Raw genomic sequence first — 24368 nt, 5'->3', positions numbered from 1 at the left:
TGGCGCAAAAGCGCCTTGGCAACATAGAGAAGGAAAGCAAACATGACTGGTTCGATCGCAGCAGTAGGCTACGGCATCGCAACGCTTGGTCCGGGTATTGGCCTGGGCTACATGATTGGCAAGACGCAGGAAGCTACCGCCCGCCAGCCGGAGGTCGCATCCAAGCTCTCAACCAACATGTACATTGGTCTAGCTCTTATTGAGGCGCTGGGCCTCATCGGCCTTGTTCCGGGATTGATCTTCTAGCATGACGATCCTACCCGCAACAGCTCAGGCGGCAGAAGAGCCCAACATTTTGTTGCCGCCGCTATACGACATCGTATGGCAGCTGATTGTGTTGATCATCATCGGACTTGTTCTTTACAAGTACGCACTTCCTAAGTTCAACGCGATCCTAGATGAGCGCGCAAAAAAGATTGAAGAAGGGCTGAACGCAGCTGATCGGGCGAAGGAAGCCGAGGCGCTTGCAAAGCGTGAGGCTGATGAGCTGATCCAGGTTGCGAATGCTGATGCAGGTCGCATCCGCTCCGACGCTAGTGAAGATGCTAAGTCGATTGTGGCGGCAGCGCGCAAGGAGGCCGAAGCTGAGGCCGAGCGCATCTTGTCGAACGCACAGCGTCAGATTCAGGCGGAGCGCCAGGCGGCTGAAATCTCACTCAAGTCTGAGATTGGGATTCTTGCCACCGAACTTGCAGAGAAGATTGTTGGTGAACACCTGAAGGACAGCGAGCTTACGGCTCGTATCGTTGACAGGTTCCTCGACGATCTCGAATCTGAAACTACAGTACAGGAGTCTTAAATGCGTGCAGCGAGTGAGAACAGCTACCAGGCTGGACTCAAGGTGCTAACTGATGCCTTGCGCTCGGACGCTGATGCAATGGCGGTTGCCGAAAATCTTTACGGAATTTCGGACCTGTTGCGTGAATCAGGGCGCGTAGCTCACGCGCTTACCGATCCGGGCAGAACCGAGGCGGACAAGCGCCAGCTTGCACATGATCTTCTGGCCAACGGAGTTGAGCCCCAAACTATCGAGATCATGCAGACTCTGGCCAGCAAGCGCTGGTCGAGCCCCCGTGACCTTGAGGTTGCGACAGAACAGCTCGGCAATGAAGCGGTGTTTAGCGCTGCTGCGCAAGCCGGTCAGCTGAAGCAGGTTGAAGAAGAGCTTTTCGCGGTGCATAACTTCCTTGCGGATAATCGCGAGCTTCGCATAAATCTGTCTGATCTGGGTGTTGGTTCTGCTCACGACCGTGCTCATTTTGCGGCCCGCTTCTTCGCAGACGCGCTCACTCCGTTCTCATCGCGTCTTCTGCGACGTCAGGTTCGTCTCTCGATTCATGGCAGGTTGCTGTCATTGATCCGCGAAATTACGCACCAGGCGGCTTCTCGTCGCGGTCGTCTTTTCGCTACGGTCACATCGGCATCCCCGCTATCTCAAATCCAGGTCGAGCGTCTCCAAAAGATTCTCGAGGCTAGGTATCAAAGCGCCGTTGCTGTTAATACCGAAGTGGATCCGTCGCTCCTTGGCGGTCTCCACATCGAGGTAGATGGCGACGGTATTAATGCAACAGTGAAATCCAACTTAGCTAAAGCTAAACGAGAGTTGGTGCGCTGAACCCCATGTTTTCAATATTTCTAAACGGTAAGGAAAAGCTCAATGGCTGAACTTTCTATCCGGCCCGAACAAATCCGGGCGGCTCTGGACAGCTTCGTAGAATCCTACGAGCCGTCGGAATCCGCTGTGGAGGAAATCGGCCACGTCACCCTAGCTGCTGACGGTATTGCACACGTCGAAGGCCTGCCTGGCGTTATGGCCAATGAGCTCCTCCGCTTTGAAGATGGAACTCTCGGACTTGCATCGAACCTCGATATTCGCGAGATCGGCGTCATCATCCTCGGCGATTACACGAACATTGAGGAAGGTCAGCAGGTTCGTCGCACCGGCGAAGTCCTCTCAGTTCCGGTTGGTGATGGTTATCTCGGTCGCGTGGTTGACCCACTGGGTAACCCGATTGATGGTCTTGGTGAGATCACGGATCTTGAGGGCATGCGCGCGCTGGAGCTACAGGCTCCCGGCGTGATGATGCGTAAGTCGGTCCACGAACCGCTTGAAACTGGCCTTAAGGCTATTGACTCGATGATTCCGATTGGCCGTGGTCAGCGTCAGTTGATCATTGGTGACCGTCAGACGGGTAAGACGCAGATTGCTCTTGACGCGATCATGAATCAGCGCGCCAACTGGGAGTCGGGTGACCCGAAGAAGCAGGTTCGTTGCATTTACGTGGCTATTGGCCAGAAGGGCTCAACGATCGCAGCTGTTCGCGGTGCCCTCGAAGAGGCCGGCGCGATGGCGTACACGACGATCGTGGCTTCCCCAGCATCGGACCCGGCAGGCTTTAAGTACTTGGCTCCGTACACGGGCTCGGCTATTGGCCAGCACTGGATGTACGACGGCAAGCACGTCCTGATTGTTTTTGACGATCTTTCGAAGCAGGCGGAAGCATACCGCGCGGTATCGCTCCTTCTCCGTCGTCCGCCGGGCCGTGAAGCTTACCCCGGTGACGTCTTCTACTTGCACTCGCGCCTCCTTGAACGTTGCGCGAAGCTTTCCGATGAACTCGGTGGTGGCTCCATGACGGGTCTGCCGATCATCGAGACGAAGGCAAACGACGTTTCCGCTTACATCCCAACGAACGTTATTTCGATTACGGACGGCCAGATCTTCCTGCAGTCCGATCTCTTTAATGCCAACCAGCGTCCGGCAGTGGATGTTGGTATTTCCGTGTCGCGTGTTGGTGGCGACGCGCAGATTAAGGCCATGAAGAAGGTTTCGGGCACGCTGAAGATCACGCTTGCGCAGTACCGCTCAATGGCCGCTTTCGCGATGTTCGCATCAGACCTTGATGCGACCACCAGGGCGCAGCTGACCCGCGGTGAGCGCCTCATGGAGTTGCTGAAGCAGTCGCAGGCTAACCCGTATCCGATTGAGGATCAGGTTGCTTCGATCTGGATGGGCACCAACGGCTATTTGGATGATATTCCGGTTGCTGACGTTGCTCGTTTCGAGAGGGGCCTGCTTGATTACCTGCGTTCACGCACTGGCGTTTTGAAGACCATCAAGGAGACGGGCCTGCTGGAGGATGACACTCTAGCAGCGTTGAAGGAAGGTGTTGAGGCCTACCACAGCTCGTTCGTTTCCGCGGAGGGGCTGGCGCCCGAAGCCGCAGATGGCGAGGCAGAAGCGGAGCGCACTCAAGAGCAGATCGTTCGCGGTAAGAAGGCCTGATCAATGGCAGGTCTAAGAGAGATTAAACAGCGCATAGCTTCAACGGAAAAGCTCAAGAAAGTTTTTCACGCGATGGAGCTTATCGCTGCTTCTCGGATTGGCGCAGCGCGCGCTAAGGCAACGCAGGCGGGGCCCTATGAGAAGGCTTTGACGCAGGCTGTTGCCGCTGTAGCGATCCACGGGGGAATGGACCACCCGCTCACGCATCAGCGTGAGGACACGAATCGCGTGGCGGTTCTGGCGGTGACGTCTGACCGCGGTATGGCGGGCGCTTACTCCGCGACGATTCTTCGCGAAACCGAGAAGCTTTTTGAGGAGCTGCGTGAGCAGGGCAAGGAGCCGGTGCTTTACACGGCTGGCAGGCGTGCGGGCTCGTACTTCCGTTTCCGCGGAATTCCTGCGGCGAAGACGTGGGAGGGCGAGTCTGATGCTCCGACGGAGGAGATCATTCACTCCATTGGTAAGGAACTTCTAAGGGCCTTCCTGGAAGAGGATCCGAAGAAGGGCGTTTCTGAGGTATACCTCGTGTTCACCAGGTTTAAGAACATGGTGACGCAGGTACCTGAGGTGCGTCAGATGCTTCCTCTAACGGTTGTTGATACGCCGCAGAGCGATGAGGAGCGGGAGAGGGAACTTGGGTTTGAGGATCATCCTGAGTTGGCTTTCCCCGAGTATGAGTTTGAGCCGAGTGAGGAAGCGGTGCTGAATGCGCTGTTGCCTCTCTACGTGGAGAACCGTATTCGGAACGCGCTTCTTCAAGCTGCTGCTTCGGAGCTTGCATCTCGCCAGCGCGCGATGCATACCGCAACGGACAATGCCGAGGACCTCATCACAGACTACACTCGCTTGGCGAATTCGGCCCGCCAGGCAGAGATCACGCAAGAAATCAGCGAGATAGTTTCCGGTGCCGACGCTCTATCGAATGGCTGAGGCAGGGACAAGGAATAAACATGACTGCAGAATCTATTAACACTACGGGTGTTGGGCGCATCGCCCGCGTGATTGGCCCGGTTGTGGACGTTGAGTTCCCACCGGATCAGATGCCCGCAATGTACAACGCGCTAGAGGTGGATGTTGACCTGTCCTCGACTGGTGAGGGCGGTCAGAAGTTCACGATGACGCTCGAGGTTGCTCAGTTTATTGGCGACAACCTCATTCGTGCTATCGCTTTGAAGCCCACCGATGGTTTGGTTCGTGGCGCGAAGGTTCGCGACACGGGCCGCCCGATCTCCGTTCCGGTTGGCGATGTGACTCGCGGCAAGGTGTTTAACGTCGTCGGCGAGTGCTTGAACTACCCGGCCGATCAGGTTGAGGTAAAGGAGCGTTGGCCGATTCACCGTCAGCCTCCGGCATTCGACCAGCTTGAGCCAAAGACCAAGATGTTCGAGACGGGCATTAAGGTTATTGACCTTCTTACTCCGTACGTACAGGGCGGCAAGATCGGCCTGTTTGGTGGTGCTGGTGTTGGCAAGACCGTTCTGATTCAGGAAATGATTCAGCGCGTGGCGCAAGACCACGGTGGTGTGTCGGTGTTTGCCGGTGTGGGCGAGCGTACTCGTGAAGGTAACGACCTCATTCATGAGATGGACGAGGCCGGTGTGTTCGACAAGACCGCACTTGTCTTCGGCCAGATGGATGAGCCGCCGGGCACGCGTTTGCGCATCGCGCTCACCGGTCTGACAATGGCGGAGTACTTCCGCGACGTGCAGAACCAGGACGTGTTGCTATTCATTGATAACATCTTCCGTTTCACGCAGGCAGGCTCGGAGGTTTCCACGCTGCTTGGCCGTATGCCTTCGGCAGTGGGCTACCAGCCGAACCTCGCTGATGAGATGGGTCAGCTCCAGGAACGCATTACTTCTGCGGGTGGTAACTCGATTACCTCGCTGCAGGCCATTTACGTTCCCGCGGATGACTACACGGACCCGGCTCCTGCAACCACGTTCGCGCACTTGGATGCAACCACTGAGCTTTCGCGCGACATCGCTTCGCGCGGTCTCTACCCGGCTGTGGATCCGCTAGCTTCCACCTCTCGTATTCTTGACCCGACTTACGTTGGTCAGGAGCACTACGACGTGGCCACGCAGGTGCAGCAGATTCTGCAGAAGAACAAGGAACTGCAGGACATCATTGCAATCCTTGGTGTGGATGAGCTTTCGGAGCAAGACAAGGTGACGGTTGCCCGAGCGCGCCGCATCGAGCAGTTCCTGTCCCAAAACACCTACATGGCAGAGAAGTTCACAGGTGTTGACGGCTCCACGGTTCCGCTTGACGAGACGATTGAGGCGTTCAAGCGCATCGTTGAGGGTAAATACGACCACATTCCCGAGCAGGCGTTCTTCAACATCGGTGGCATCGATGATCTTGAGCGCGCTTGGGCGAAGCTGCAGAAGGCGTAAGTAGATGGCGAAGTCTAAGATGCTCCAAGTCGAGGTGGTGACCCGCACGGAAAGGCTATGGCATGGCCTGGCATCGTCTGTGGTGGTGCCATCTGTTGAAGGTGACCTGGGCGTGTTGGTTGGCCGCGCTCCGCTTCTCGCAGTGCTTCGTCCCGGTTCGGTTGCAATAGAAACCGAGTCCGAAGGACGTAAGATTGTGGAAGTATCGGGCGGTTTCGCCTCGGTTGACTCCGACTTTGTGACGATTGTTGTCGAACAGGGCAACTTCGCGCAGTAGGATTTGAAAACAGAAGGAGGGCAATCATGAGTGTTCTAGGTGGCATCTTGGTTGCCCTCCTTGTTGTTCTTCTTGCACTCGCCCTGTGCGCTCTGGTGGTGCTGTTGATTCGCGTGCGTCGGATTGGACGCATTGTGGGTACTTTTGAGTGCTGGTACCGACCAGACGCGTCCGCGGGTTGGATTTCGGGAATGGCTCGTTTTGGCCAGCGAGATTTGCAGTGGTTTCGCCTAGTTGGTTTTCTAGTTGGCCCACAGTTACGAATGCCGCGTGAGGGAATGAGCGTATCTGCCCCGATTCACCGGCAGGAGGGCGTGGTTGAGGTAGTGCTCACCTACGGTGACAGTGTTCGACATCTGGCAATGCGTGAAGAGTGGTATAACGGCCTTGTTTCTTGGATTGAGTCGGGCCCGCCTCGGCCTCGAGAAGCGTACTAGAGTACTGATGTAGCGCACCGTAGGGTGCGCTTTTTTGTGCCTGCACCCGGTGGCGCTGTTAGGGTGGATGGGTGCGAATTGTTATTGCTGAGTGTGCTGTTGATTATTCTGGCCGCCTGGATGCGCATTTGCCGATGGCTAAGCGCGTACTGATGTTCAAGGGCGATGGTTCTGTGCTAGTCCATTCGGATGGTGGTTCGTATAAGCCGCTCAACTGGATGACGGCGCCTTGTAGTGTCCGCGTGCAGGAACCAACCGAGACTGAGGCCCAGGCTGGTGTGAGCGAAGTTTGGGTGGTGGAAGCTAAGAAGACGGATGACACGCTGGTGATCCGAGTGGGCGAGGTGTTTTTGGATCACGAGGAGAATCTTGGCATCGATCCGGGTCTTACGAAGGATGGTGTAGAGGCACACTTGCAGGAGCTACTGGCAGATCAGCCGGAGCTGCTGGGCAAGGGGTGGTGGACGGTTCGCCGCGAGTATCCAACTGCAATCGGTCCGGTAGATATTTTGGTGCGCACGGATGAGGGAGACCCGGTTGCGGTTGAGATAAAACGCCGCGGCGGAATTGATGGGGTAGAGCAGCTGACCCGCTACCTCGACCTCCTTTCACGTGATCCGTTGCTGAAGGGTATTACAGGTATATTTGCCGCGCAGGAGATAACCCGCCAGGCTCGCACGCTTGCTGAGGATCGGGGGATTAGGTGCGTGATCCTCGACTATGACGCGATGCGCGGGATTGATGACGCTGATTCAAGACTCTTTTAATCATTAGCTCGTCAGACAAGTGATGTGTTATTAAACTGGAAGTGTCTGGTTTTCTGGTTTGAACGTATGCAAAGGAGCACTTGGAAATGAGCGAGCCTCGGATTTTGCGCGGGCGAGTGGTAACGGAATCGGAAGTCATCGCCGACGGCGCGGTGGTTTTTGACGAAGTTGTCCGAAAATGCGGTGTGGCATCGCAGGTTTTGACTGAGGGTGAAGCCGCTCGCGCGGAACGGGTTGGCGGGTTTATTCTGCCCGGTATGGTGGATGTCCACTGCCACGGTGGTGGAGGCGAGTCGTTCCCGAATGCGCAGACCGAAGAGCAGGCGATGATCGCGGTGATGGAGCATCGTAGGCATGGAACAACTTCCCTGGTGGCGTCAGGGGTGACGGCGGCTGCGGATGTGCTCCGATCGCGTGCGATTACGTTGGCTAACTTGTGCGAGAAAGATGAGCTGGCGGGCATTCATTTTGAGGGTCCGTTCGTTTCGGTAGAGCGCAAGGGCGCGCAGGATTCAACTTACATCATTGAGCCAGACGTGGAGCTGACCAGGGAGCTTATTGAGCTTTCGCGGGGATACTGCGTGACGATGACGCTGGCTCCGGAGAAGAAGGGGGCATTCGGTGAGGGATCGGTAGCCGAAGCTCTGATCGAGGGCGGTGCGCTTCCGTCCTGGGGGCATACGGATGCTGGTCCACAGGCCGTTCGTAATGCACTGGAGTACTCGCGGGAAAAGCTCGCCCAGGTTGCCCCTCGTTCACCGAAAGCTACCGCTACGCATTTGTTTAACGGGATGAGGCCAATTCACCATCGCGATCCGGGCCCGGTGCCGGAGTTTATTTCTGATGCGGCGCGCGATGGTGCAGTTTTGGAGCTGATTGGTGACGGCGTACACCTGTCTTTGGATATAGTTCGCGCGGTGTATGAGACGCTTGGCCGCGAGTGCCTAGTACTGGTAACGGATGCGATGGCTGCCGCTGGCATGCCCGATGGTTCTTACCAGCTGGGTCCGCAGGCTGTGACCGTGAAGGATGGTATTGCTCGTCTTACCGGTGGTGATTCGATAGCGGGTGGCACGTCGCACCTGCTTGACCAGGTTCGTCTGCTCGTCCAGGGCGGTTACGTGCCGCTGGTGGATGCGGTTTATATGGCGTCAGTTCAAGGAGCGAAGATCATTGGCGATCAGACAATCGGTTGTTTGCGTGAGGGCATGAAGGCCGATGTTGTGGTTGTCAGTGATAGCCTGGAGCCGGTCACCGTGTATCGTCGCGGTGTGGCAGTTTAACGCGTGGGTGTGGCGCCCTGGCTTTTGCCGGGGCGCTTCACTGTTTTTGGGGGAGGTTTCTTGGCTCGTCGTAGCGGTAAACGTCCGTATAACAGGCCGCATCGCCCGTTGAATATGGATAGGTTGGCGTCAATGCCGCGCCAGGTGGAGCGTAGCTCGGGTACATTTAGTGTCCAGCGCCTATCTCGTGCGTCGAAGGAGTACACGTGCCCCGGCTGCCATAGCCCGATTACTGTTGGATCGCCCCACGTGGTTGTGTGGCGTGAGGAGGGTGCGTTTGGCCTTGAAGTAGGGGTTGATGCGCGCCGTCATTGGCATCCGCACTGTTGGGATAGCGGGGTCTCAAACTTTTACTAGAGTCCAAAATGGGTTGGTTCCCGGCGCACAAGTGCCGGGCACCAACCCAATATAGTGCGAATTCGTTATCGGCTTGTCTACTTCTTCTCCGGGTCGTCGAAGAGGACGGGGGAGGCGGTGTCCGAGCCTTCTTCTTCAACAAGCCCGGCAATGTTACGAGCGGCGGAGGAACCAAGAAGGCCGCGCATTTCGTCAAGGTATGCGGCAACGGATTCGCGCTGGCGCGTGAGTTTCTCAACCGTGCGCTGAGCGGCGGCACGCTCGCTAAGAGCTTCTTGACGTGCACTTTCACGCAGTTGCTCGGCTTCGGCTTCGGCAGCAGCGATGATTGCTTCGGCGCTACGGCGAGCGTCCTCTTGACGCCTGCGCACAACGGCGTCGGTGTCGGTAAGTAGGCGTTCTGCACGCTGTAGCGTTTCCGCCAGGTGCTTTTCAGCTTCGCTCACTTGGGTGCGCGCGGCGGTTACCATCGCGGTGGTTTCTTCACGTGCTTGCTCGTGTGCCGCAGCATCAGCCTCGCGCGCACTGGCGCGCTGGTCGGCGATCTCCTGCTCGGCTTCTTGGCGCGCAACGCTCGCTTTCGCTTTCGCGTCTTCAAGGAAGGCGCGTGCCTCTCGTGTGATCTTGTCGGATTCGTCACGGGCAGCGGCAAGGGAGGACTCGGCGGCGCTACGCGCAGATTCGAGGGTCTGCTTGGCTTCCGCGTTTGCGTTTTCACGCACGGCTTGGGCATCCGCACCGGCGTCGGCACGCATTTGGGCGGCTTCCTGTTCAGCGGCAACGCGCATTTCAACTGTGTCTTTTTGTGCGCGAGCACGCATAACTTCAACTTCGCGTTCAATGCTGGCGCGAGCGTCGTTGACATAGGTGTTGGTTTCAGAGCGGAGGGCAGCCGCGTCGCGCTGTGCGGACGCAACCATTTCGTCGGCACGGTGTTGTGCGTTGGTGAGGAGGGTTTCCGCTTCGGTCTGGGCGCGAGATGCGCGTTCTGCCGCTTCGCGGCGTGCTTCGGATAGGAGGGCTTCAGACTCTGCTTCTGCCCTCGAGGTGAGCCGCTGAGTTTCTGTACGAGTGCGTTCCAGGAGTGCGTCGGATTCAGCTTGCGCCTTCGTAGTTACTGCCATCGCTTGTTCTTCAGCGGAACGCAGGAGCTGTTCAACGCGTGCACCAATGCCCGAGAAGGAGGCGCGTTCTTGCTCCTCCAATCGGCTTCGCGAGTCTTCCAGGTCGCTTTCTAGGCTCTTAGCCCGGTTTTCCGCAACTTCTGCTCGCCTGCGCGCCTCGGATAGCGCTGTCATGAGAGTCTGCAGTTGTTCATCAACCTGGATGCGGTCGTAGCCTCGCATGACAACTGGAAAATCTGTTTGCTCTTCGCTCACGAAATCTCCTCGAAATAAAAGTGCCTCAAAAACACACTGTTACTAGTGTAAATCAAACGAGGCGCTGAGCGTGAACGGCAGGGTGGGGCAAAAGTCTTATAATTCGTGGTTTTGGTCGCTACTTCATGATCTAAATGGTCAAGGGTCGCGATTGCCCCTAATCTGGATGGTAAGTACATCCATTCTTGCGGAGGATTAGTGGTGAAGACACCTACTAAGAGGCAGGGTATCCCGATTGCACTTTCGGTGCTCGGCCTAATTATGGTGATTGCCGGTTTGCTGTTTGCAACGGTGTTGCGTCCTGACTCGACGGTCACCGCGCAGGCCGAGCGCCCAGAAACGCCATATGAGACCACGGTTTCTGGTCTGCTTGGGTTGGTTGACACCAAGGTAACGGTGCATGCGGAGGCGCCCGGCCAGCCGATCGTTCTGGCGCTCGGTCGTGATGCTGATGCCCAGGCGTGGATTGGCGAGCTTCCAAATACGCAGCTGACGGGCTTGTCGTCCTGGCAGGTCATTAATACCATCAAGCACGATGGGGATATGCCCGAGGTCAATCCAGATGAGTTCGCCGCTGACGAGTTTGACAAGGCTCTGGCACAGTCGGATATGTGGTTGGATGTGAAAACAGGCGAGGGCGCGTTGTCGTGGGATATCACGACGGATGGCTCCGGCTTCGTCATTCTAGCGGCCACAAATGGAGTGGATCCTGCACCGAAGATTTCTTTGACCTGGCAGCGTGATGCTTCTACCATATGGATCATCGCACTTACGATTATCGGCATAATCTTGTTACTGCTTGGTCTCGTGCCATTCCTAGCGCTTCAACGCACTCGCAAGGAGCATGCGCGTACTGAAGAAGCTCGCGAGCGCAGGCAGCGCGCTTTGCAGAAGTTCAGTGATTTGAAGTCTTCGTTCAGCAAGGACGCGGCTTCAAAATCCGCGCGTGATAGCGAGCAGAGCGAGGAATTATCTACGCAGAACAGTGTGAAGGTGGAGGAAGATCGACAGCGACGCGTTTCGTTGCTTGAGCGTCAGGCACGCCCTGCAGTTGAGGAACGCACGGAGATCACAACCACGATTGGCGGTAAGATGCACGTTCTTCCGTCCAGGCGCGCAATTCGTGAGGCCCGCGCGCGCGGCGAGGCCGAAGTGTCATTGGGCGGCCAGAGCTTTGCTACGGGCCTCATCCCGATTATTCCGCGGTCGGACGATGCAGGATCGGATAAGAAGGGAGAGGACGAATGAGGAAAACCATACCTTCAACGCTACTGGTTTTTGCGTTGTCCACCGTGGGGCTGGCCGCGTGTTCAAGCGAGGTTCCCCAGCTACCTTCAACAGAAACGAAAACGAGTGAATCAGAGCAGCCGAACTTGGACGAAGTGCAGGTTACGACGCTGATTTCTGAGGTTGAGGCTGCGTTGGCTGCAGGGGACGAAGCGCTGGATGAGAGCCTGTTAGGGCCGCGAGTTAAGGATCCGGCTCTCGCTATGCGTGCGGCGATGTATAGGCTTGCCAAGGCGCGTGAAGAGGCCGTTTCGAGTCTGGATCTGGACGAGACGGCAGCCACGGTGACTCAGTCGCATACTTGGCCGCGCGCAATCATTGCGCCCACGAAGGCTACGGAAGAGGAGTTGCCCCAGATTGGCTTTATCACGCAGGAAAGCGCGCGTGATGATTATAAGCTGACTAGTTGGGTGCGCATGTTCCCGGGTGAATCGCTACAAACTATTGCGGTTTCCGAGGGGTCTCCTGTGGTGGCTGCTGATGCGGATAGCTTTGTGTTGTCTCCGCAGGAAGCTCTAACCGAGTGGGCGGCGCGGCTTGATGACAAGGCGAATCAGCCTGACCTGTTTGCTGATGATGATTTCACCAAGGCGTATAAGGATCAGCTGAAGCTGAATGATTCATTGGGCGAGAATGGCAAGGTAACGATTGCAGCGACACCTGCAGAAAAGCCGCTAACAGCTGTAGCTTTGGTTGACGGTTCGGCACTTGTGGCGGGCAATATTTCATTCACGGTCACGTACGAGCGCATTACGGAGAATACAAAGATTAAGCTTGGCGGCGCCATTGCGGATCTTATGGAGGATCCCGAGGTTCATGACAAGCCCGTGGAGGTCACATACTTGGCTTCGGTTGCGCTGATTGTGCCTCCTAAGGGCTCGAGCGAGTTGATTCATGCGATTGGTGCGGAGCGGATTCTCGGTTCGTATCGCGTTGTTGAGTAGTTTGGCGAGTGAAAGAGATTTGTGATGTCTGGCGAGTCTATGCCTGCTGATACCTTTGGTGCCGTTTCGTTGGAAGGAGCGGGCGCAGGTTCCACGTCGGCTGCGGCTACGCAGGCTCCATCTGAGGCAGGCCTTACCGGTCCAGTTATTCGTGACGTGGACGAGGCGGGTTTGCAAGAACTTGTTGATCTGTCCCAAACCTTGCCGGTTGTGATCGACTTCTGGGCGGAGTGGTGTCAGCCGTGCAAGCAGCTAACTCCACTTTTGGAGGACGTGATCCGCGAACTCGATGGTCGCGTGGTGCTTGCGAAGATCGATACGGAGGCCAACCAGCAGCTGACGCAAATGTTTGGGGTGCAGTCGATCCCTACGGTTGTCGCCCTGATTGGTGGCCGCCCGGTGCCCCTGTTTCAGGGAGCACAGCCGAAGGATCAGATTGTTGCCGTGTTCAACGAGCTGCTCAAGGTTGCGGCCAATGCTGGTTTGACCGGGCGCATAGTTGACGCTCCGGCTGGTCCCAAAACGAATGCGTTGCACGCGGCGGCATTGGCGGCTGAGGATGCGGGTGACCTGGAGGGCGCTATCGAGCAGTGGTCAAAGGTATTGGCTCAGGCTCCAAAAGACCAGGTGGCCAAGGAGTCCATCGCGCGTTTACAGCTTGCGAAGCGCGTACGCGAAGATTCTGATGGTTCGGAGCTTTCACGCGCGGATGCGGCGTTTGTCGAGGGCAATGTAGAGGCCGCATTTGATACGTTGCTCGATCTGATTGCCCGTTCCAAGGGCTGTGACGATGAGGAGTTTGAGGCCGCTCGCGAGCGTTTGCTTGAAATGTTCACAGTTTTGGGGGTTGACCCGCGGGTGAAGATGGCTCGCGCGCGTCTTTCAAGCCTGCTGTTCTAGCGGTAGGGTCGCTAGATACAAAAGTGGCGGTGGATCGGTTCAAAACGATCCACCGCCACTCTATTGATTTGTGTCTAGTCGCGTACTGGACGGAGCCAAACGGCGCCTAGTGGCGGCACGCGAAGCTCAACGGAGGCAGGGCGCCCGTTCCAAGGAACGTCTTCGGCAATGATTGGGCCCATGTTGCAAACACCGGAACCGCTGTAGATTTCGGCGTCGGTGTTTAGAACTTCTTCCCACTTGCCAGAGAATGGTAGACCTACACGGTAGCCCTCGTGAGGGTTGCCAGCAAAGTTGGAGATACACACTAAGATGTGGGTGTCTCCGGCCCCGTCCTTGCCCTTGCGGATGAAGGAGATGACGTTATGGTCGGCGTCACCGGCTTCGATCCACTCGTAGCCCGTGTAGTTGTCATCCCACAGGGCGGGGGAGTTCTTGTAGATGTCGTTCATGCGAGCAACAAGGCGGTTTACGCCGCGGTGGCCGGGGTCGTCCATGAGCCACCAGTCGAGCGAGTAGGCTTCGGACCATTCAGATTCTTGGCCGAAGTCTTGTCCCATGAATAGCAGTTGCTTACCTGGGTGTGACCACTGGTAGGCCAATAGTGAACGGAGTCCGGCAAGACGGCGCCACTTGTCACCGGGCATCTTCGAAATGAGGGAGCCTTTGCCGTGTACAACTTCGTCGTGTGAAAGTGGCAGGACGTAGTTCTCAGAGAACGCGTAGACGAGGGAGAACGTGAGTTCACCATGGTGCCAGCGGCGATTCACCGGGTCTTCCTGCATGTAGCGCAGGGTGTCGTTCATCCAACCCATGTTCCATTTGAGGCCAAATCCTAGGCCGCCGCCAGAGGTGGGGGCGGTAACGCCGGGCCACGCGGTGGATTCTTCGGCGATCATAACAATGCCAGGGTTGCGCCGGTAGGCTGTGGCGTTGGCTTCTTGGATGAACTCGATGGCTTCGAGGTGTTCGCGACCACCGTACTGGTTGGGACGCCACTCACCGTCGTTTCGCGAGTAGTCCAGGTAGAGCATGGACGCCACGGCATCTACGCGCAGACCGTCGACGTGGAACTCTTCGAGCCAGTACAGGGCATTGGCCACCAGGAAGTTGCGCACTTCGCGGCGTCCAAAGTTGAACACGAGCGTGCCCCAGTCTGGGTGCTCGCCGCGCATTGGATCCGGGTCTTCGTACAGGGCGGTACCGTCAAACCTGGCAAGTGCCCAGCTGTCCTTGGGGAAGTGGGCGGGCACCCAGTCGAGGATCACGCCGATGCCGGCTTGGTGCAGCTTGTCTACCAGGTAACGGAAGTCGTCGGGCGTGCCAAACCGGGAGGTTGGTGCGTAGTAGGACGTTACCTGGTAACCCCATGAACCACCGAATGGGTGTTCCGCAACGGGCATGAACTCAACGTGCGTGTATCCCATGCGTTTGAGGTAGGGGACCAGCTCATCGGCTAGGCCGCGGTACCCCAGGCCTTGACGCCACGATCCAACGTGAACCTCGTAGACAGACATGGGACTGGTATGTGGGTCTTTAGTGGCTCTAGCTTCCATCCATTCCTGGTCGGCCCACTCGTGGAACTTGTCGGTAACAACAGAGGCCGTTGCGGGCGGAATCTCGGTGGCACGAGCCAGGGGGTCTGCTTTTTGCATCCAGTTGCCGTCGGGTCCGCAGATTTCGAACTTGTAGCGTGCCCCGATTTCAACGCCGGGAACGAACAGTTCCCACACGCCTGAGGCGCCCAGGGTACGCATGGCGCTACCGGTGCCGTCCCAGTAGTTGAAGTCGCCAACTACCCGAACTGCGCGAGCATTGGGAGCCCAGACGGTGAAAGAAACTCCATGTACCTCACCCAGTTCGCTGTCGAAGGTGCGAACGTGTGCGCCCAGGGCTTCCCATAGGTTCTCGTGGCGCCCTTCTCCGATGAGGTAGAGGTCCATCTCGCCGATGGTGGGCAAGAAGCGGTAGGGGTCGTCGCAGTCAACAACTTGATCCCCGTAGGTGACGCGCAGACGGTAGTCCGGAACAGTGTCGCAGGGCAGAACTGCTGTCCAGATGCCATCTTGCTCGTGGGTGGCTTCATACTCGTCGGTTTTGGTGACAACGGTGACGGAGTCTGCGAGGTGCCTGACCGTGCGGATGGTCACCGCACCGTCGTGGATGTGGCCGCCGAGCACCGAGTGAGGCGAATGGTGGGTTGCGTTAGCAACAGCTGAAAGCGTTGCTGGATCTATGGGGTAAGGTGTCGCGTTCATAGTTGCAATTCTTCCATGTATGAGCCCAGTTTTTGCGCTTATGAGAGTGTCTTATTTTGCAAGTCGAGCAAGCGCGTTTTCAGGAATCCAAATCCAGTCGGGTCGCATCCGGTATTCGTAAACGGCTTCGTAGGCCGCTTTTTCGATTTCGAGAACGGCACTGAGCTCGCTTTCGGTTTGGCCAAGGCCGCCGCCGCCGGTGTAGCCATCGATAAAGGCTTCGCGCGCAGAGTGTAGCCAGGCTTGGTCTGCTCCTCCCTTTGCGGCGGCGTAGTCAAAAGATCTGAGCATGCCGGCAACGTCACGGAGCGCGAAGTCGGGTTCGCGGCGTTCTTCCAGCGGGCGCAGTGGTTCGCCTTCGAAGTCAAGGATTACCCAGCCGTTCTCGCCAAGTAGGGTTTGTCCCAAGTGGTAATCGCCGTGAATGCGAATCATGGGTGGCAGGTTTTCGATACTCCCGATGCCTTCGATTTTGGCTTCGAGAGGTTCAATGAGGTCACTTTCGCGTAGCCTCGGAACCTCAGCTGCGGCCGCAGCCAGGTTGACACGCAGGCGGTCCTCGAGCTGCTTCGCCTGTGCGGATGCGAACTCGCCGAAGGCTTTTGCCATATGTTCGTGCAGTCCTGCGGTTACAGTTCCAAGGTCTCGGGCAAGTGGTGTGGGATCCTCGTTCTTGCCTGCGATTTCAACGAAAAGTTCAAATCCGTCGCGCCCGCTGTTAACCAGTGACCCGGCGAAGCCAAGTACAGCGTTCCCGCGCAGTCCTTCCAGTTGGAACTCTTCTTCCAGGTAGGCGATGGGATTTGGCACATGTGTCCAACCCAGTTTCGCAAGTTCTAGTGTGACTTCCACTTCGGGGTGTAGACCGGGATGAAGTACACGAAGTAGCTTCAGCACGCATGCAAATGGGCCACCAAAGCATACGGAGGTGTTGGATTGCTCTCCGGTAAGTACAAACGCTCTTGCAGCTTCTGCAAGCAGGCTCTCTAGTGCTTCATCGGCGCGCTGTGGCTCAATGGGGCTGAGCGTGCCGTTTGCGTGGGCTTTGCGTAGCCACGCCCGGAGGAACGCGGGAGAATATGCTCCGTCGATTAGGTAGGCGCCTTGAAGCTCGGTAATAAGGCCAAAGTCGGGTTTGGTCTCGGTGTATGCAAGCGGTACAGAAATGAAGGTTTCGCCCACTTGAATAATGGAGATCCAGACTGGCTCAAGCGCGTCCTCGCCTTCACCGCTGGCTGGATCAGCTGAGTAGCTTGAGAGGTCAACGTTGGCAACCAGGCGTACGGATTCTCCGGTGCTGCCGGGGAACCAGCGTTGCTTGTACAGCCAGGTGTCGATTTGGTCTAGTAGGTTTACGTCTGCTGGCCATGAAGCGCCCATGGTTACTCCTCTTCGTCTTCTTCGTTTAGGAATGTGGCTTCGAGCCAGTAAAAACCGTGGCGTCCAAGCGTGATGTCAATGGTTTCGTCTTCGCGAACGTTAGGGAATCGGTTCCCAGAGGCGGTGTCATACAGGTGCCAGCCGCCCATGCCGGGTAGTTGGATGGTGGCCGAGCGAGAAGTAGTAGACAGGTTGTTCACGCACAGCACGGTTTGACGCTCGTCGCGGCGAAGGTAGGCGAGGACGGCGTCGTCTGACGTGGATAGAAGCGTGAGTGATCCAATGCCGAACACGGGGTAGCGTTTGCGCACCTCCAACATGCCGCGTAGCCAGTTGAGCATTGAGGTGGGGCGGGATCGGTGTTCTGCCACGTTGACGGCGGCCGGTGCGTACGGTCCGTCTTCGATTAGGGGCAGGTAGAAAGTGTCGGGGTCGCCCTTAGAGAAGCCGGCGCCGGGAGTGGAATCCCACTGCATGGGCGTGCGAACCCCGTCGCGGTCTTTGAGCCAAATGTTGTCTCCCATTCCGATCTCGTCTCCGTAGTAGAGGAACGGGGAGCCGGGGAATGACAGGAGCATGGCGTGCGCCAGTTCAACCTCGCGCCTGGAACCGCGCAATAGCGGGGCGAGGCGGCGTCGGATGCCCACGTTGGCGCGCATGCGCGGTTCGGGCGCGTACCAACCGTACATGGCTTGGCGCTCTTCATCGGTGACCATTTCGAGAGTTAGCTCGTCATGGTTGCGCAAGAAGGTGCCCCACTGTCCGCCTTTAGGAAGGGGCGGAGTTGCGGCAAAGGCTTCGCGCACTCCCTTGGAGGTTTCTTCGCGTAGCGCTGCAAATATCTTGGGCATGATCGGGAAGTGGAAGCACACGTGGCATTCGGGTCTTGAATCGGATCCGAAGTATGCAACCACCTCGTGCGGGGGCTGGTTGGCTTCTGCAATCAGAAGGGTGCCGGGGTATTCCTCGTCGACCATGTCGCGCAGTTCAGCAATGAAGTCGTGAGTGCGTGGCAGATTCTCGCAGTTGGTGCCATCTTCTTCATAGAGGTAGGGGATAGCGTCGAGACGGAATCCATCCACGCCTGTATTGGCCCAAAAGCGGATTGTGTTCTTGACAGCTTCGCGCACGGCCGGGTTCTCGAAGTTAAGGTCGGGCTGGTGACTGAAGAAGCGGTGCCAGAAGTATTGGCCGCGAACTTCGTCGTATGTCCAGTTCGAATCTTCGGTGTCGATGAAGATGACGCGCGCGTCCAGGTACTCCGCGGGGCGGTCTCGCCATACGTAGAAGTCGCCGTACGGGCCTGCTGGATCCTGGCGCGATGCTTGGAACCAGGGGTGGTCGGAGGAGGTGTGGTTCATGACCATGTCGATCACCACGCGGATACGGCGCTTGTGGGCTTCTTCCATAAGTGTGTGGAAGTCATGCATCGTGCCGTAACGAGGATCCACGTTGGTGTAATCCGAGATGTCGTATCCACCGTCGCCCATGGGGGACGGGTAGAACGGGGGAATCCAGATAGCATCGATGCCTAGCCACGCCAGGTAATCCAGCTTTTCTGTGAGCCCTTTAAAGTCACCCGTGCCGTCGTTGTTGGCATCAAAGAATGAGTGGGTGAGCACTTCGTACAACACGGCGGTGCGATACCACTGCGGATCTTCGGCGGGCGTGGGCAGCGTGGCTACCACGCGTTCTTCGGGAACTTCGCGCGTGGTGGCGTCATCGCCATTTCTAGGAATCAGCGGGATAGCGCCGGTTGGGGCGGTGTCTCGCGGCGGTAGGGGCATGGTGTTCCTTAAAGCTGTCTTTGTATGACGAGGGCGCGACATTCCGCGCCCTCGCAGTGTTAGTTGCTCGCGGGGCGCACGGCAAGCACGTGCGCGGTACGGATTGATGGCTCGAGGCGAACGTAGTTGTGCTCGCCCCACTGGTATTCAACTCCATCGAGTTCGTCTACAACGTTCAGCACGGGGCCGTTTGGCCCGTAGTCGATGGTGGCGCCGAGTTTTGACAGGTCGATGTCTACCGAACCTTCAACCGCGTTGTGTGGATCGAGGTTTACAACAACGATGACGGTGTCTTCTTCGCCGTTGGGACTGAACTTTGCGGGCACGTGCTTAGAGAAGCAAACCAGTCGGTCATCCGAGGTCTCGTGCACCTGGATGCGGTGCAACTGCTGGAGGGCCGGGTGGCGGCCTCGTGCGGTGTTCAGCAAAGTGAGTAGGTTTTCGAGGCCGTACTTGTTCGCATCCTCCCAGTCGCGGGGGCGGTATTCGTACTTCTCGTTGTCGATTTGCTCTTCAAACCCGGGCCGTTGCACGTTCTCTACGAACTCGTACCCAGAGTAGATGCCCCACGAGGGTGATGCAGTGGCGGCAAGGACTGCACGCAGGGCGAATATTGCGGCGCCTCCGGTGGTCATCTGCGGGGTGAGGATGTCGTGCGTGGTGGGCCAGAAGTTCGGACGCATCACGTGAGCGGTGTCCTTGGAAACTTCTTCGAAATAATCGAGTAGCTCTTTCTTAGTGGTTCGCCAAGTGAAGTACGTGTAGGACTGGTGGTAGCCGAGGGCTCCAAGCGTGCGCATCATGGCGGGCCGCGTGAAGGCTTCGGCCAGGAAGATCACCTCGGGGTGCTTTTCGTTAAACTCGGCGAGGAAGCGTTGCCAGAAGCTCAGTGGCTTGGTGTGCGGGTTGTCCACGCGGAACAGGGTTACCCCGTGGTCGATCCACTTTTGGACAACGTCGCGAACCGCCCGGTAGATACCTTCTGGATCGTTGTCGAAGTTCAGTGGGTAGATGTCCTGGTACTTCTTGGGCGGGTTCTCCGCGTAGGCAATAGAGCCATCTGCACGTTCGCTAAACCATTCGGGGTGTTCCTTGACCCACGGGTGGTCGGGCGAACATTGCAGAGCGAGGTCAAGTGCCACCTCCATGCCATGTTCGCGCGCTTTGGCAACAAAGTTGTCGAAGTCTTCAAACGTGCCAAGGTCAGGATGGATAGCGTCATGTCCGCCCTGTGGCGCGCCAATGCCGTATGGCGATCCTGGATCCATTGGGCCGGCTTCGAGGGTGTTGTTGCGTCCCTTCCTAAAGCTGGTGCCGATGGGGTGGACGGGGGTTAGGTAGATAACGCTAAAACCCATGTTCGCGATGCGGGGAATCTGCTGGGCTGCGCCGGCCAGCGTGCCGGACACCCAGTCGCCATTCTCGTCGCGGTGTGCGCCGTAGGAGCGAGGGAAGATTTCGTACCAGGAGGAGAACAGCGCGGCTTTGCGATCTACCTTCAGCGGGTAGGTGCGCGTGCGCGTCCACAGCTCCCGTAGGGGGAAGTGGCGGAACACGTTACGCACTCTCGACGACAGGCCCGCAGACAGCCGGGTTTGGGGCGAGGTGCTTTCATCGCGCAGCAGCTTGGCTGCCTCCAGGAGCACTGCCTTGCCAGCCTTATCCGGTCCTTTTTGCTTGCGACTGCCCCTGGGACGGGGACGCCCGTCGGCGGCGCGTTCCATTAGGCGAGCGCCTTCTTCAAGCATGAGCTCAACGTCCGCGTCGGCCGCAACTTTAATGGCGGCGTCATGCGCCCAGGAAGTGTACGGGTCGGACCAGGTGTCGATGCGGAACTGCCACGCGCCGGGGCGGTCAGGCATGAGCCACGCCTCGTAGCGGTCGAGGCCCGGAGCGATGTCATGCATGTAGGCACGCATGTGCTCTTTGCCTTCTGGGTCTATCAGAACGGCCTCTACCCCCAGCGCGTCGTGTCCTTCACGGAACACGGTTGCGCGCACGGGGAAAGATTCGCCTTCCGTTGCTTTTGCGGGCCAAAGTCCCTGTTCGATTACCGGGAACACCTCGGTTGCAGGGATGCGCGTGATCCGTGCGCGAGGGGGAACTGGATTCTTCATGGTCGAAGTGGTGTTCTTCGCTTTGACTGCTGGCATCGGTCCGGCTCCTTAGACTCGTCGAAAGCTTTACAAAATGTTTTAGTAGTACTTCATATTCATAGCGGTTAGGACGTCGCTTAGTGTCTCGTTTGCAACTTCGTTTGCGCGTTCGTTGCCTTTTCGCAGGACTTCAAGCAGGTAGTCCTCATTTTCGGATAGTTCAGCGCGGCGCGCCCTGATGGGGGCGAGCATGGTGTTGAGGTCTTCGGTTACGCGGGCCTTCAGGGCTCCGCCACCTCCGTCTCCGATCTGATCGGCGATAGCTTCGGGACTTTCTCCACATGCCATGGATGCCATGAGTAGAAGGTTGGAAACCTCGGGACGGTTTTGCGGGTCATAGGTGATGACACGATCCGCGTCCGTTTTCGCCTTCTTGAGACGTTTTGCGGTTTCGTCGGCACTCATGCGTAGCTCAATGGTGTTGCCGCGAGACTTGGACATTTTTTCGCCGTCGAGGCCGAGGACGTGCGAAGCGTTGGACAGTAGAGCTTCGGGACGCCTAAAGACTGGCTTGTTCTTGTCTGCGCGGCCGTAGCGGCGGTCAAAGCGGTTTGCAATGACTCGGGCTTGTTCGAGGTGCGGCAACTGGTCTTGCCCAACCGGAACGATGTTTGCGCGGCAGAAGAGAATGTCGGCTGCCTGGTGAACCGGGTAGGTGAGGAGGAGCCCGGACATTGCCCGCCCATCGGTGGCGTCAAGCTCAGCTTTGACGGTGGGGTTGCGGTGTAGTTCGGACTCGGTTACCAAAGAAAGGAATGGGAGCATTAGCTGGTTCAGGGCCGGTACAGCAGAGTGCGTGAAAATAGTTGCGCGCTCCGGGTCCATCCCAGCTGCAATGTAATCGGTGAGTAGGGACAGTACGCGCTCGCGTAACGGGCCAACCCCGTCGCGATCGGTAATCACCTGGTAGTCGGCAATCAGCTGCCAGGTTTCAATGCCGCGCTGCTGCTGCTCAATACGGTTCTTAATGGTCCCAAAGTAGTGGCCCAGGTGCAGGTGGCCGGTTGGACGGTCACCGGTTAGCATGCGGAATCGGCTTGGGTCCTTGTCGATCTCTTTATTGAGCTCGGCAGAACGCTCCACAGCGCGGGCCAAAGACGCGGAATCTGTACTCTTACTTAAGGTCTCTTCAGCTTTGTTGCTCACGCGCCTCATCCTATCGCACTACTCGGACAGATAAATCTGCAGGGATTGGGGTTCGATGTGCACCATGGATCCCGGTTTTGCGATGTCGCAGCCGCTGTGGTCAGATGCACTGATGACGCCGCCCTCGCTCGGGTTGGTCCAAGACGAATCAAACACGAGGCGGTAGTTGCGTCCCCTGCCCTTGGCAAGCATGACTGTTTTCGAGTTCAGCGTCGCGTTGAAAACCACGAGCATGTCGGAATCATCGCAGGGCGCGCCGGAGCGCAGCATTTGCAAAGTGCGGTGCTTAACCTTGTGCCAGTCTTCCGGCTTGAACTTGCGATCGTTAGCCGTGTACCAAGACAGGTCGACGATTTCGTCGCCGCACCTCGGGCCGCCGGAGGCAAACGAGTTTGGCCGCATAACCGGGTGGTTGGCGCGTAGGGCAATCAGGTAGCGCACTGATTCAAGTAGGTCGTGTTGCCAAGAATCCATGTCCCAGTTGACCCACGAAATGTCGTTGTCCTGGCAGTAGGCGTTGTTGTTGCCGTGCTGGGTGCGTCCAATTTCGTCGCCGGCGGTGATCATGGGCGTTCCAGCCGAGATGAGGAGCGTGGCCATGAGGTTACGCATGGAGCGCTCGCGGGCGTAGAACACGGAGTCCAGCATGCCCAGGGGAGTTTCCTGTTCCGCGTCAGAGGGGCGAGGAATACGATTCATGTGGCCTTCAACCCCATGGTTCCACGAGAGGTTTTGGGACGTGCCGTCCAGGTTGCCTTCAAGGTTGGCGAAGTTGTTCTTGTGGTTGTATGCGGTCAGGTCAGCCAGGGTAAAACCGTCGTGGGCGGTAATGAAGTTCACCGAGGAGCGAACGGGGCGAAGTTTGCCTAGCGTTTCACCAAATAGGTCGGCTGAGCCGGAGATGCGGGTTGCAAGCTCGTTGGGTCCTTGGCTTTGGCGGCCAGCTTCAAGGTGTGCAAAGTCAGCTAGCCAGAATGAGCGGATGGTGTCGCGGTAGCGGTCGTTCCATTCGGACCAGGGCAGGGGGAAGTTGCCGGTTTGCCAGCCGCCCGGGCCAATGTCCCACGGTTCGGCAATTATCTTTTGTTTGTTGAGGATAGGGTCGGCTGCAAGGGCCATGAAGAACGGGTGGTTGGAGGCAAAGCCGTGCGAGTGGCGGCCGAGCGTTGAGGCAAGATCGAAACGGAAACCGTCAACGCCTACTTCTTCGGACCAGTAGCGTAGCGAATCGAGGGTGTGTTGGATGACGAGGGATTCGTCAAAGTTCACGGTGTTGCCACAGCCCGTGTCATCAATCATCTGCACAGGCCGTTCGTTGGTGTGGCGATAGTACAGTCGCTGGCCGAACCCACGCCAGGAGATCATCTGGCCGGGAAGTCCGCCCTCGCACGTGTGGTTGTACACCACATCTAGGAGCACTTCGATGCCGTGTTCGTGCAGGATAGAGACCATGCCGCGAACTTCATCTAGTACGGCTTGCGCGCCAAGCTGGCGCGCTTGCTTGGTGGCGTAGCGAGGTTCGGGGGAGAAGTAGGAAAGCGTGGAATATCCCCAGTAGTTGGAAAGCCCTTTGCCTTGGAGGAAGGGCTCGTTCCAGGAGGCGTGGATGGGAAGCAGTTCAACTGCGGTGACGCCGAGCGCTTTTAGATGCGCAATGGCGGCGGGGTGGGCAAGGCCGGCGTAGGTGCCGCGAAGCTCGGCTGGGACAGCCTGCATTCGCTTGGTGAAGCCTTTGACGTGTAGCTCGTAGATGACGGATTTGTTCCACGGCGTACGCGGTTTTGCAGATACCGCGAACTCGTTTGTTTGTACAACGACCGAGCGCGCCGTGCAGGCAGCCGAGTCGGTTTTCGACTGCTTGTAGGGGGTTGCAGATGGGAACAAGTTGTCGTCCACCTCGTGCGCATGGATGGCGGGGCTAAGCACAACCTCGCCTTCGATGCCCTTGCCGTATGGGTCCAACAAAAGCTTGTTGGGATTGAAAGCAGAGCCGCCTTCGGGGTCCCACTTGCCGTCAACGCGGTATCCGTACACAGTGCCAACGCCGGCACCAGGTAGGTGTGCTGACCAAATTCCGCCTTCGTGGAGCGTCATGTCGTAGCGGGTCTCTTTGCTGTGACGGGAGGCGTCAGCAAAAATGCACAGCTCAACATTCTTCGCATCAGGAGCGGCTACGGCGAAATCGACGCCGCCTGCCACGGGTGTGGCACCGAGATTGGTGGGGTGTTGCGTGGAGGGGGCGAGGTCACCCCTGCGGCCACAGTTTTCTTGGCCTGCGTGCGTGTGTTGCTGCGCCATTGTGATTCAACGTCTCCTTGTAAGTGG

General features: G+C 57.7%; 21 protein-coding genes. 14 read left to right on the top strand and 7 right to left on the bottom strand.

The features are described from left to right. Positions 1 to 42 precede the first annotated feature (42 nt). The 11 genes from atpE (at position 43) to BQ7114_RS03830 (ending at position 8806) form a co-directional block, all read left to right on the top strand. Entirely contained in the window at positions 43 to 246 is a 204-nt protein-coding gene (gene atpE / locus BQ7114_RS03880; protein ID WP_016443864.1) for an ATP synthase F0 subunit C, read from the top strand. A 1-nt stretch (position 247) separates the two neighbouring features. After that, positions 248 to 799, top strand: a complete 552-nt coding sequence (locus BQ7114_RS03875; RefSeq protein WP_072342181.1) for a F0F1 ATP synthase subunit B — start codon at positions 248 to 250, stop codon at positions 797 to 799. Next, a complete protein-coding gene (locus BQ7114_RS03870) occupies positions 800 to 1615 on the top strand; it encodes a F0F1 ATP synthase subunit delta (protein ID WP_072342178.1) in 816 nt (271 codons plus the stop codon). Positions 1616 to 1657: 42 nt separating this feature from the next. Next, complete coding sequence (gene atpA, locus BQ7114_RS03865) at positions 1658 to 3286, top strand: F0F1 ATP synthase subunit alpha (RefSeq protein ID WP_072342175.1); 1629 nt, start codon at positions 1658 to 1660, stop codon at positions 3284 to 3286. 3 nt (positions 3287 to 3289) lie between these two features. Further along, on the top strand, positions 3290 to 4216 hold the full coding sequence (locus BQ7114_RS03860) for a F0F1 ATP synthase subunit gamma (protein WP_072342172.1): 927 nt from the start codon (positions 3290 to 3292) through the stop codon (positions 4214 to 4216). A 20-nt stretch (positions 4217 to 4236) separates the two neighbouring features. After that, a complete protein-coding gene (atpD, locus tag BQ7114_RS03855; protein ID WP_072342169.1) occupies positions 4237 to 5685 on the top strand; it encodes a F0F1 ATP synthase subunit beta in 1449 nt (482 codons plus the stop codon). Between the two features lie 4 nt (positions 5686 to 5689). Further along, entirely contained in the window at positions 5690 to 5962 is a 273-nt protein-coding gene (locus BQ7114_RS03850; RefSeq protein WP_072342166.1) for a F0F1 ATP synthase subunit epsilon, read from the top strand. 26 nt (positions 5963 to 5988) lie between these two features. After that, positions 5989 to 6399: a DUF2550 family protein gene (locus BQ7114_RS03845; protein ID WP_072342164.1), complete on the top strand. Its 411-nt coding sequence runs from the start codon at positions 5989 to 5991 to the stop codon at positions 6397 to 6399. 71 nt (positions 6400 to 6470) lie between these two features. Next, entirely contained in the window at positions 6471 to 7166 is a 696-nt protein-coding gene (gene nucS, locus BQ7114_RS03840; RefSeq protein WP_072342162.1) for an endonuclease NucS, read from the top strand. An 86-nt stretch (positions 7167 to 7252) separates the two neighbouring features. After that, positions 7253 to 8449, top strand: coding sequence for an N-acetylglucosamine-6-phosphate deacetylase (locus BQ7114_RS03835; RefSeq protein WP_072342160.1), 1197 nt, complete (start codon positions 7253 to 7255; stop codon positions 8447 to 8449). Positions 8450 to 8509: 60 nt separating this feature from the next. Then, on the top strand, positions 8510 to 8806 hold the full coding sequence (locus BQ7114_RS03830; RefSeq protein ID WP_083431828.1) for an ATP/GTP-binding protein: 297 nt from the start codon (positions 8510 to 8512) through the stop codon (positions 8804 to 8806). A gap of 77 nt (positions 8807 to 8883) precedes the next feature. Here the strand turns inward: BQ7114_RS03830 and BQ7114_RS03825 are convergent, their stop codons facing one another. Then, a complete protein-coding gene (locus tag BQ7114_RS03825; protein WP_072342156.1) occupies positions 8884 to 10185 on the bottom strand; it encodes a cellulose-binding protein in 1302 nt (433 codons plus the stop codon). A 201-nt stretch (positions 10186 to 10386) separates the two neighbouring features. Between BQ7114_RS03825 and BQ7114_RS03820 the strand changes: the two genes are divergently transcribed. Genes BQ7114_RS03820 through BQ7114_RS03810 form a run of 3 tightly spaced genes read left to right on the top strand, consistent with a single transcriptional unit; the run spans position 10387 to position 13316 of the window. Then, positions 10387 to 11433: a hypothetical protein gene (locus BQ7114_RS03820; protein WP_143236786.1), complete on the top strand. Its 1047-nt coding sequence runs from the start codon at positions 10387 to 10389 to the stop codon at positions 11431 to 11433. After that, complete coding sequence (locus BQ7114_RS03815; protein ID WP_072342150.1) at positions 11430 to 12416, top strand: hypothetical protein; 987 nt, start codon at positions 11430 to 11432, stop codon at positions 12414 to 12416. The genes BQ7114_RS03820 and BQ7114_RS03815 overlap by 4 nt, the downstream gene beginning before the upstream one ends. Before the next feature lie 39 nt (positions 12417 to 12455). After that, the gene (locus tag BQ7114_RS03810) at positions 12456 to 13316 is read left to right on the top strand and encodes a tetratricopeptide repeat protein (RefSeq protein ID WP_195906708.1); all 861 of its coding nucleotides are present in this window, start codon (positions 12456 to 12458) and stop codon (positions 13314 to 13316) included. A 74-nt stretch (positions 13317 to 13390) separates the two neighbouring features. Here the strand turns inward: BQ7114_RS03810 and glgB are convergent, their stop codons facing one another. From glgB to glgX, 6 genes are all read right to left on the bottom strand, one after another. Beyond that, positions 13391 to 15574, bottom strand: coding sequence for a 1,4-alpha-glucan branching protein GlgB (gene glgB, locus BQ7114_RS03805; RefSeq protein WP_072342144.1), 2184 nt, complete (start codon positions 15572 to 15574; stop codon positions 13391 to 13393). A gap of 51 nt (positions 15575 to 15625) precedes the next feature. Further along, on the bottom strand, positions 15626 to 16954 hold the full coding sequence (locus tag BQ7114_RS03800; protein ID WP_072342141.1) for a phosphotransferase: 1329 nt from the start codon (positions 16952 to 16954) through the stop codon (positions 15626 to 15628). Positions 16955 to 16956: 2 nt separating this feature from the next. Continuing rightward, positions 16957 to 18741, bottom strand: coding sequence for a maltose alpha-D-glucosyltransferase (gene treS, locus BQ7114_RS03795; RefSeq protein ID WP_072342139.1), 1785 nt, complete (start codon positions 18739 to 18741; stop codon positions 16957 to 16959). Between the two features lie 59 nt (positions 18742 to 18800). Then, complete coding sequence (locus BQ7114_RS03790) at positions 18801 to 20858, bottom strand: maltotransferase domain-containing protein (protein ID WP_072344760.1); 2058 nt, start codon at positions 20856 to 20858, stop codon at positions 18801 to 18803. A 78-nt stretch (positions 20859 to 20936) separates the two neighbouring features. Next, positions 20937 to 22052 (bottom strand): tryptophan--tRNA ligase, encoded by a 1116-nt coding sequence (gene trpS / locus BQ7114_RS03785; RefSeq protein ID WP_072342136.1) that lies wholly within the window; start codon positions 22050 to 22052, stop codon positions 20937 to 20939. Between the two features lie 9 nt (positions 22053 to 22061). After that, positions 22062 to 24341, bottom strand: coding sequence for a glycogen debranching protein GlgX (gene glgX / locus BQ7114_RS03780; RefSeq protein ID WP_072342134.1), 2280 nt, complete (start codon positions 24339 to 24341; stop codon positions 22062 to 22064). Positions 24342 to 24368: the final 27 nt, after the last annotated feature.

This window comes from Actinomyces urinae (assembly GCF_900119695.1).
Taxonomy (GTDB): Bacteria; Actinomycetota; Actinomycetes; order Actinomycetales; family Actinomycetaceae; genus Gleimia; species Gleimia urinae.
This window is presented reverse-complemented; position numbering and strand designations above follow the sequence as displayed.

Bases quoted from the DNA above. Each gene is read 5' to 3' on its own strand.
- atpE (WP_016443864.1), top strand. From the start codon at position 43: ATGACTGGTTCGATCGCAGCAGTAGGCTACGGCATCGCAACGCTTGGT.
- BQ7114_RS03815 (WP_072342150.1), top strand. From the start codon at position 11,430: ATGAGGAAAACCATACCTTCAACGCTACTGGTTTTTGCGTTGTCCACC.
- BQ7114_RS03845 (WP_072342164.1), top strand. From the start codon at position 5,989: ATGAGTGTTCTAGGTGGCATCTTGGTTGCCCTCCTTGTTGTTCTTCTT.
- trpS (WP_072342136.1), bottom strand. From the start codon at position 22,052: ATGAGGCGCGTGAGCAACAAAGCTGAAGAGACCTTAAGTAAGAGTACA.
- BQ7114_RS03870 (WP_072342178.1), top strand. From the start codon at position 800: ATGCGTGCAGCGAGTGAGAACAGCTACCAGGCTGGACTCAAGGTGCTA.
- BQ7114_RS03800 (WP_072342141.1), bottom strand. From the start codon at position 16,954: ATGGGCGCTTCATGGCCAGCAGACGTAAACCTACTAGACCAAATCGAC.
- atpD (WP_072342169.1), top strand. From the start codon at position 4,237: ATGACTGCAGAATCTATTAACACTACGGGTGTTGGGCGCATCGCCCGC.
- BQ7114_RS03850 (WP_072342166.1), top strand. From the start codon at position 5,690: ATGGCGAAGTCTAAGATGCTCCAAGTCGAGGTGGTGACCCGCACGGAA.
- treS (WP_072342139.1), bottom strand. From the start codon at position 18,741: ATGCCCCTACCGCCGCGAGACACCGCCCCAACCGGCGCTATCCCGCTG.
- glgB (WP_072342144.1), bottom strand. From the start codon at position 15,574: ATGAACGCGACACCTTACCCCATAGATCCAGCAACGCTTTCAGCTGTT.
- BQ7114_RS03835 (WP_072342160.1), top strand. From the start codon at position 7,253: ATGAGCGAGCCTCGGATTTTGCGCGGGCGAGTGGTAACGGAATCGGAA.
- BQ7114_RS03875 (WP_072342181.1), top strand. From the start codon at position 248: ATGACGATCCTACCCGCAACAGCTCAGGCGGCAGAAGAGCCCAACATT.
- BQ7114_RS03790 (WP_072344760.1), bottom strand. From the start codon at position 20,858: ATGAAGAATCCAGTTCCCCCTCGCGCACGGATCACGCGCATCCCTGCA.
- BQ7114_RS03860 (WP_072342172.1), top strand. From the start codon at position 3,290: ATGGCAGGTCTAAGAGAGATTAAACAGCGCATAGCTTCAACGGAAAAG.
- BQ7114_RS03810 (WP_195906708.1), top strand. From the start codon at position 12,456: ATGCCTGCTGATACCTTTGGTGCCGTTTCGTTGGAAGGAGCGGGCGCA.
- glgX (WP_072342134.1), bottom strand. From the start codon at position 24,341: ATGGCGCAGCAACACACGCACGCAGGCCAAGAAAACTGTGGCCGCAGG.
- atpA (WP_072342175.1), top strand. From the start codon at position 1,658: ATGGCTGAACTTTCTATCCGGCCCGAACAAATCCGGGCGGCTCTGGAC.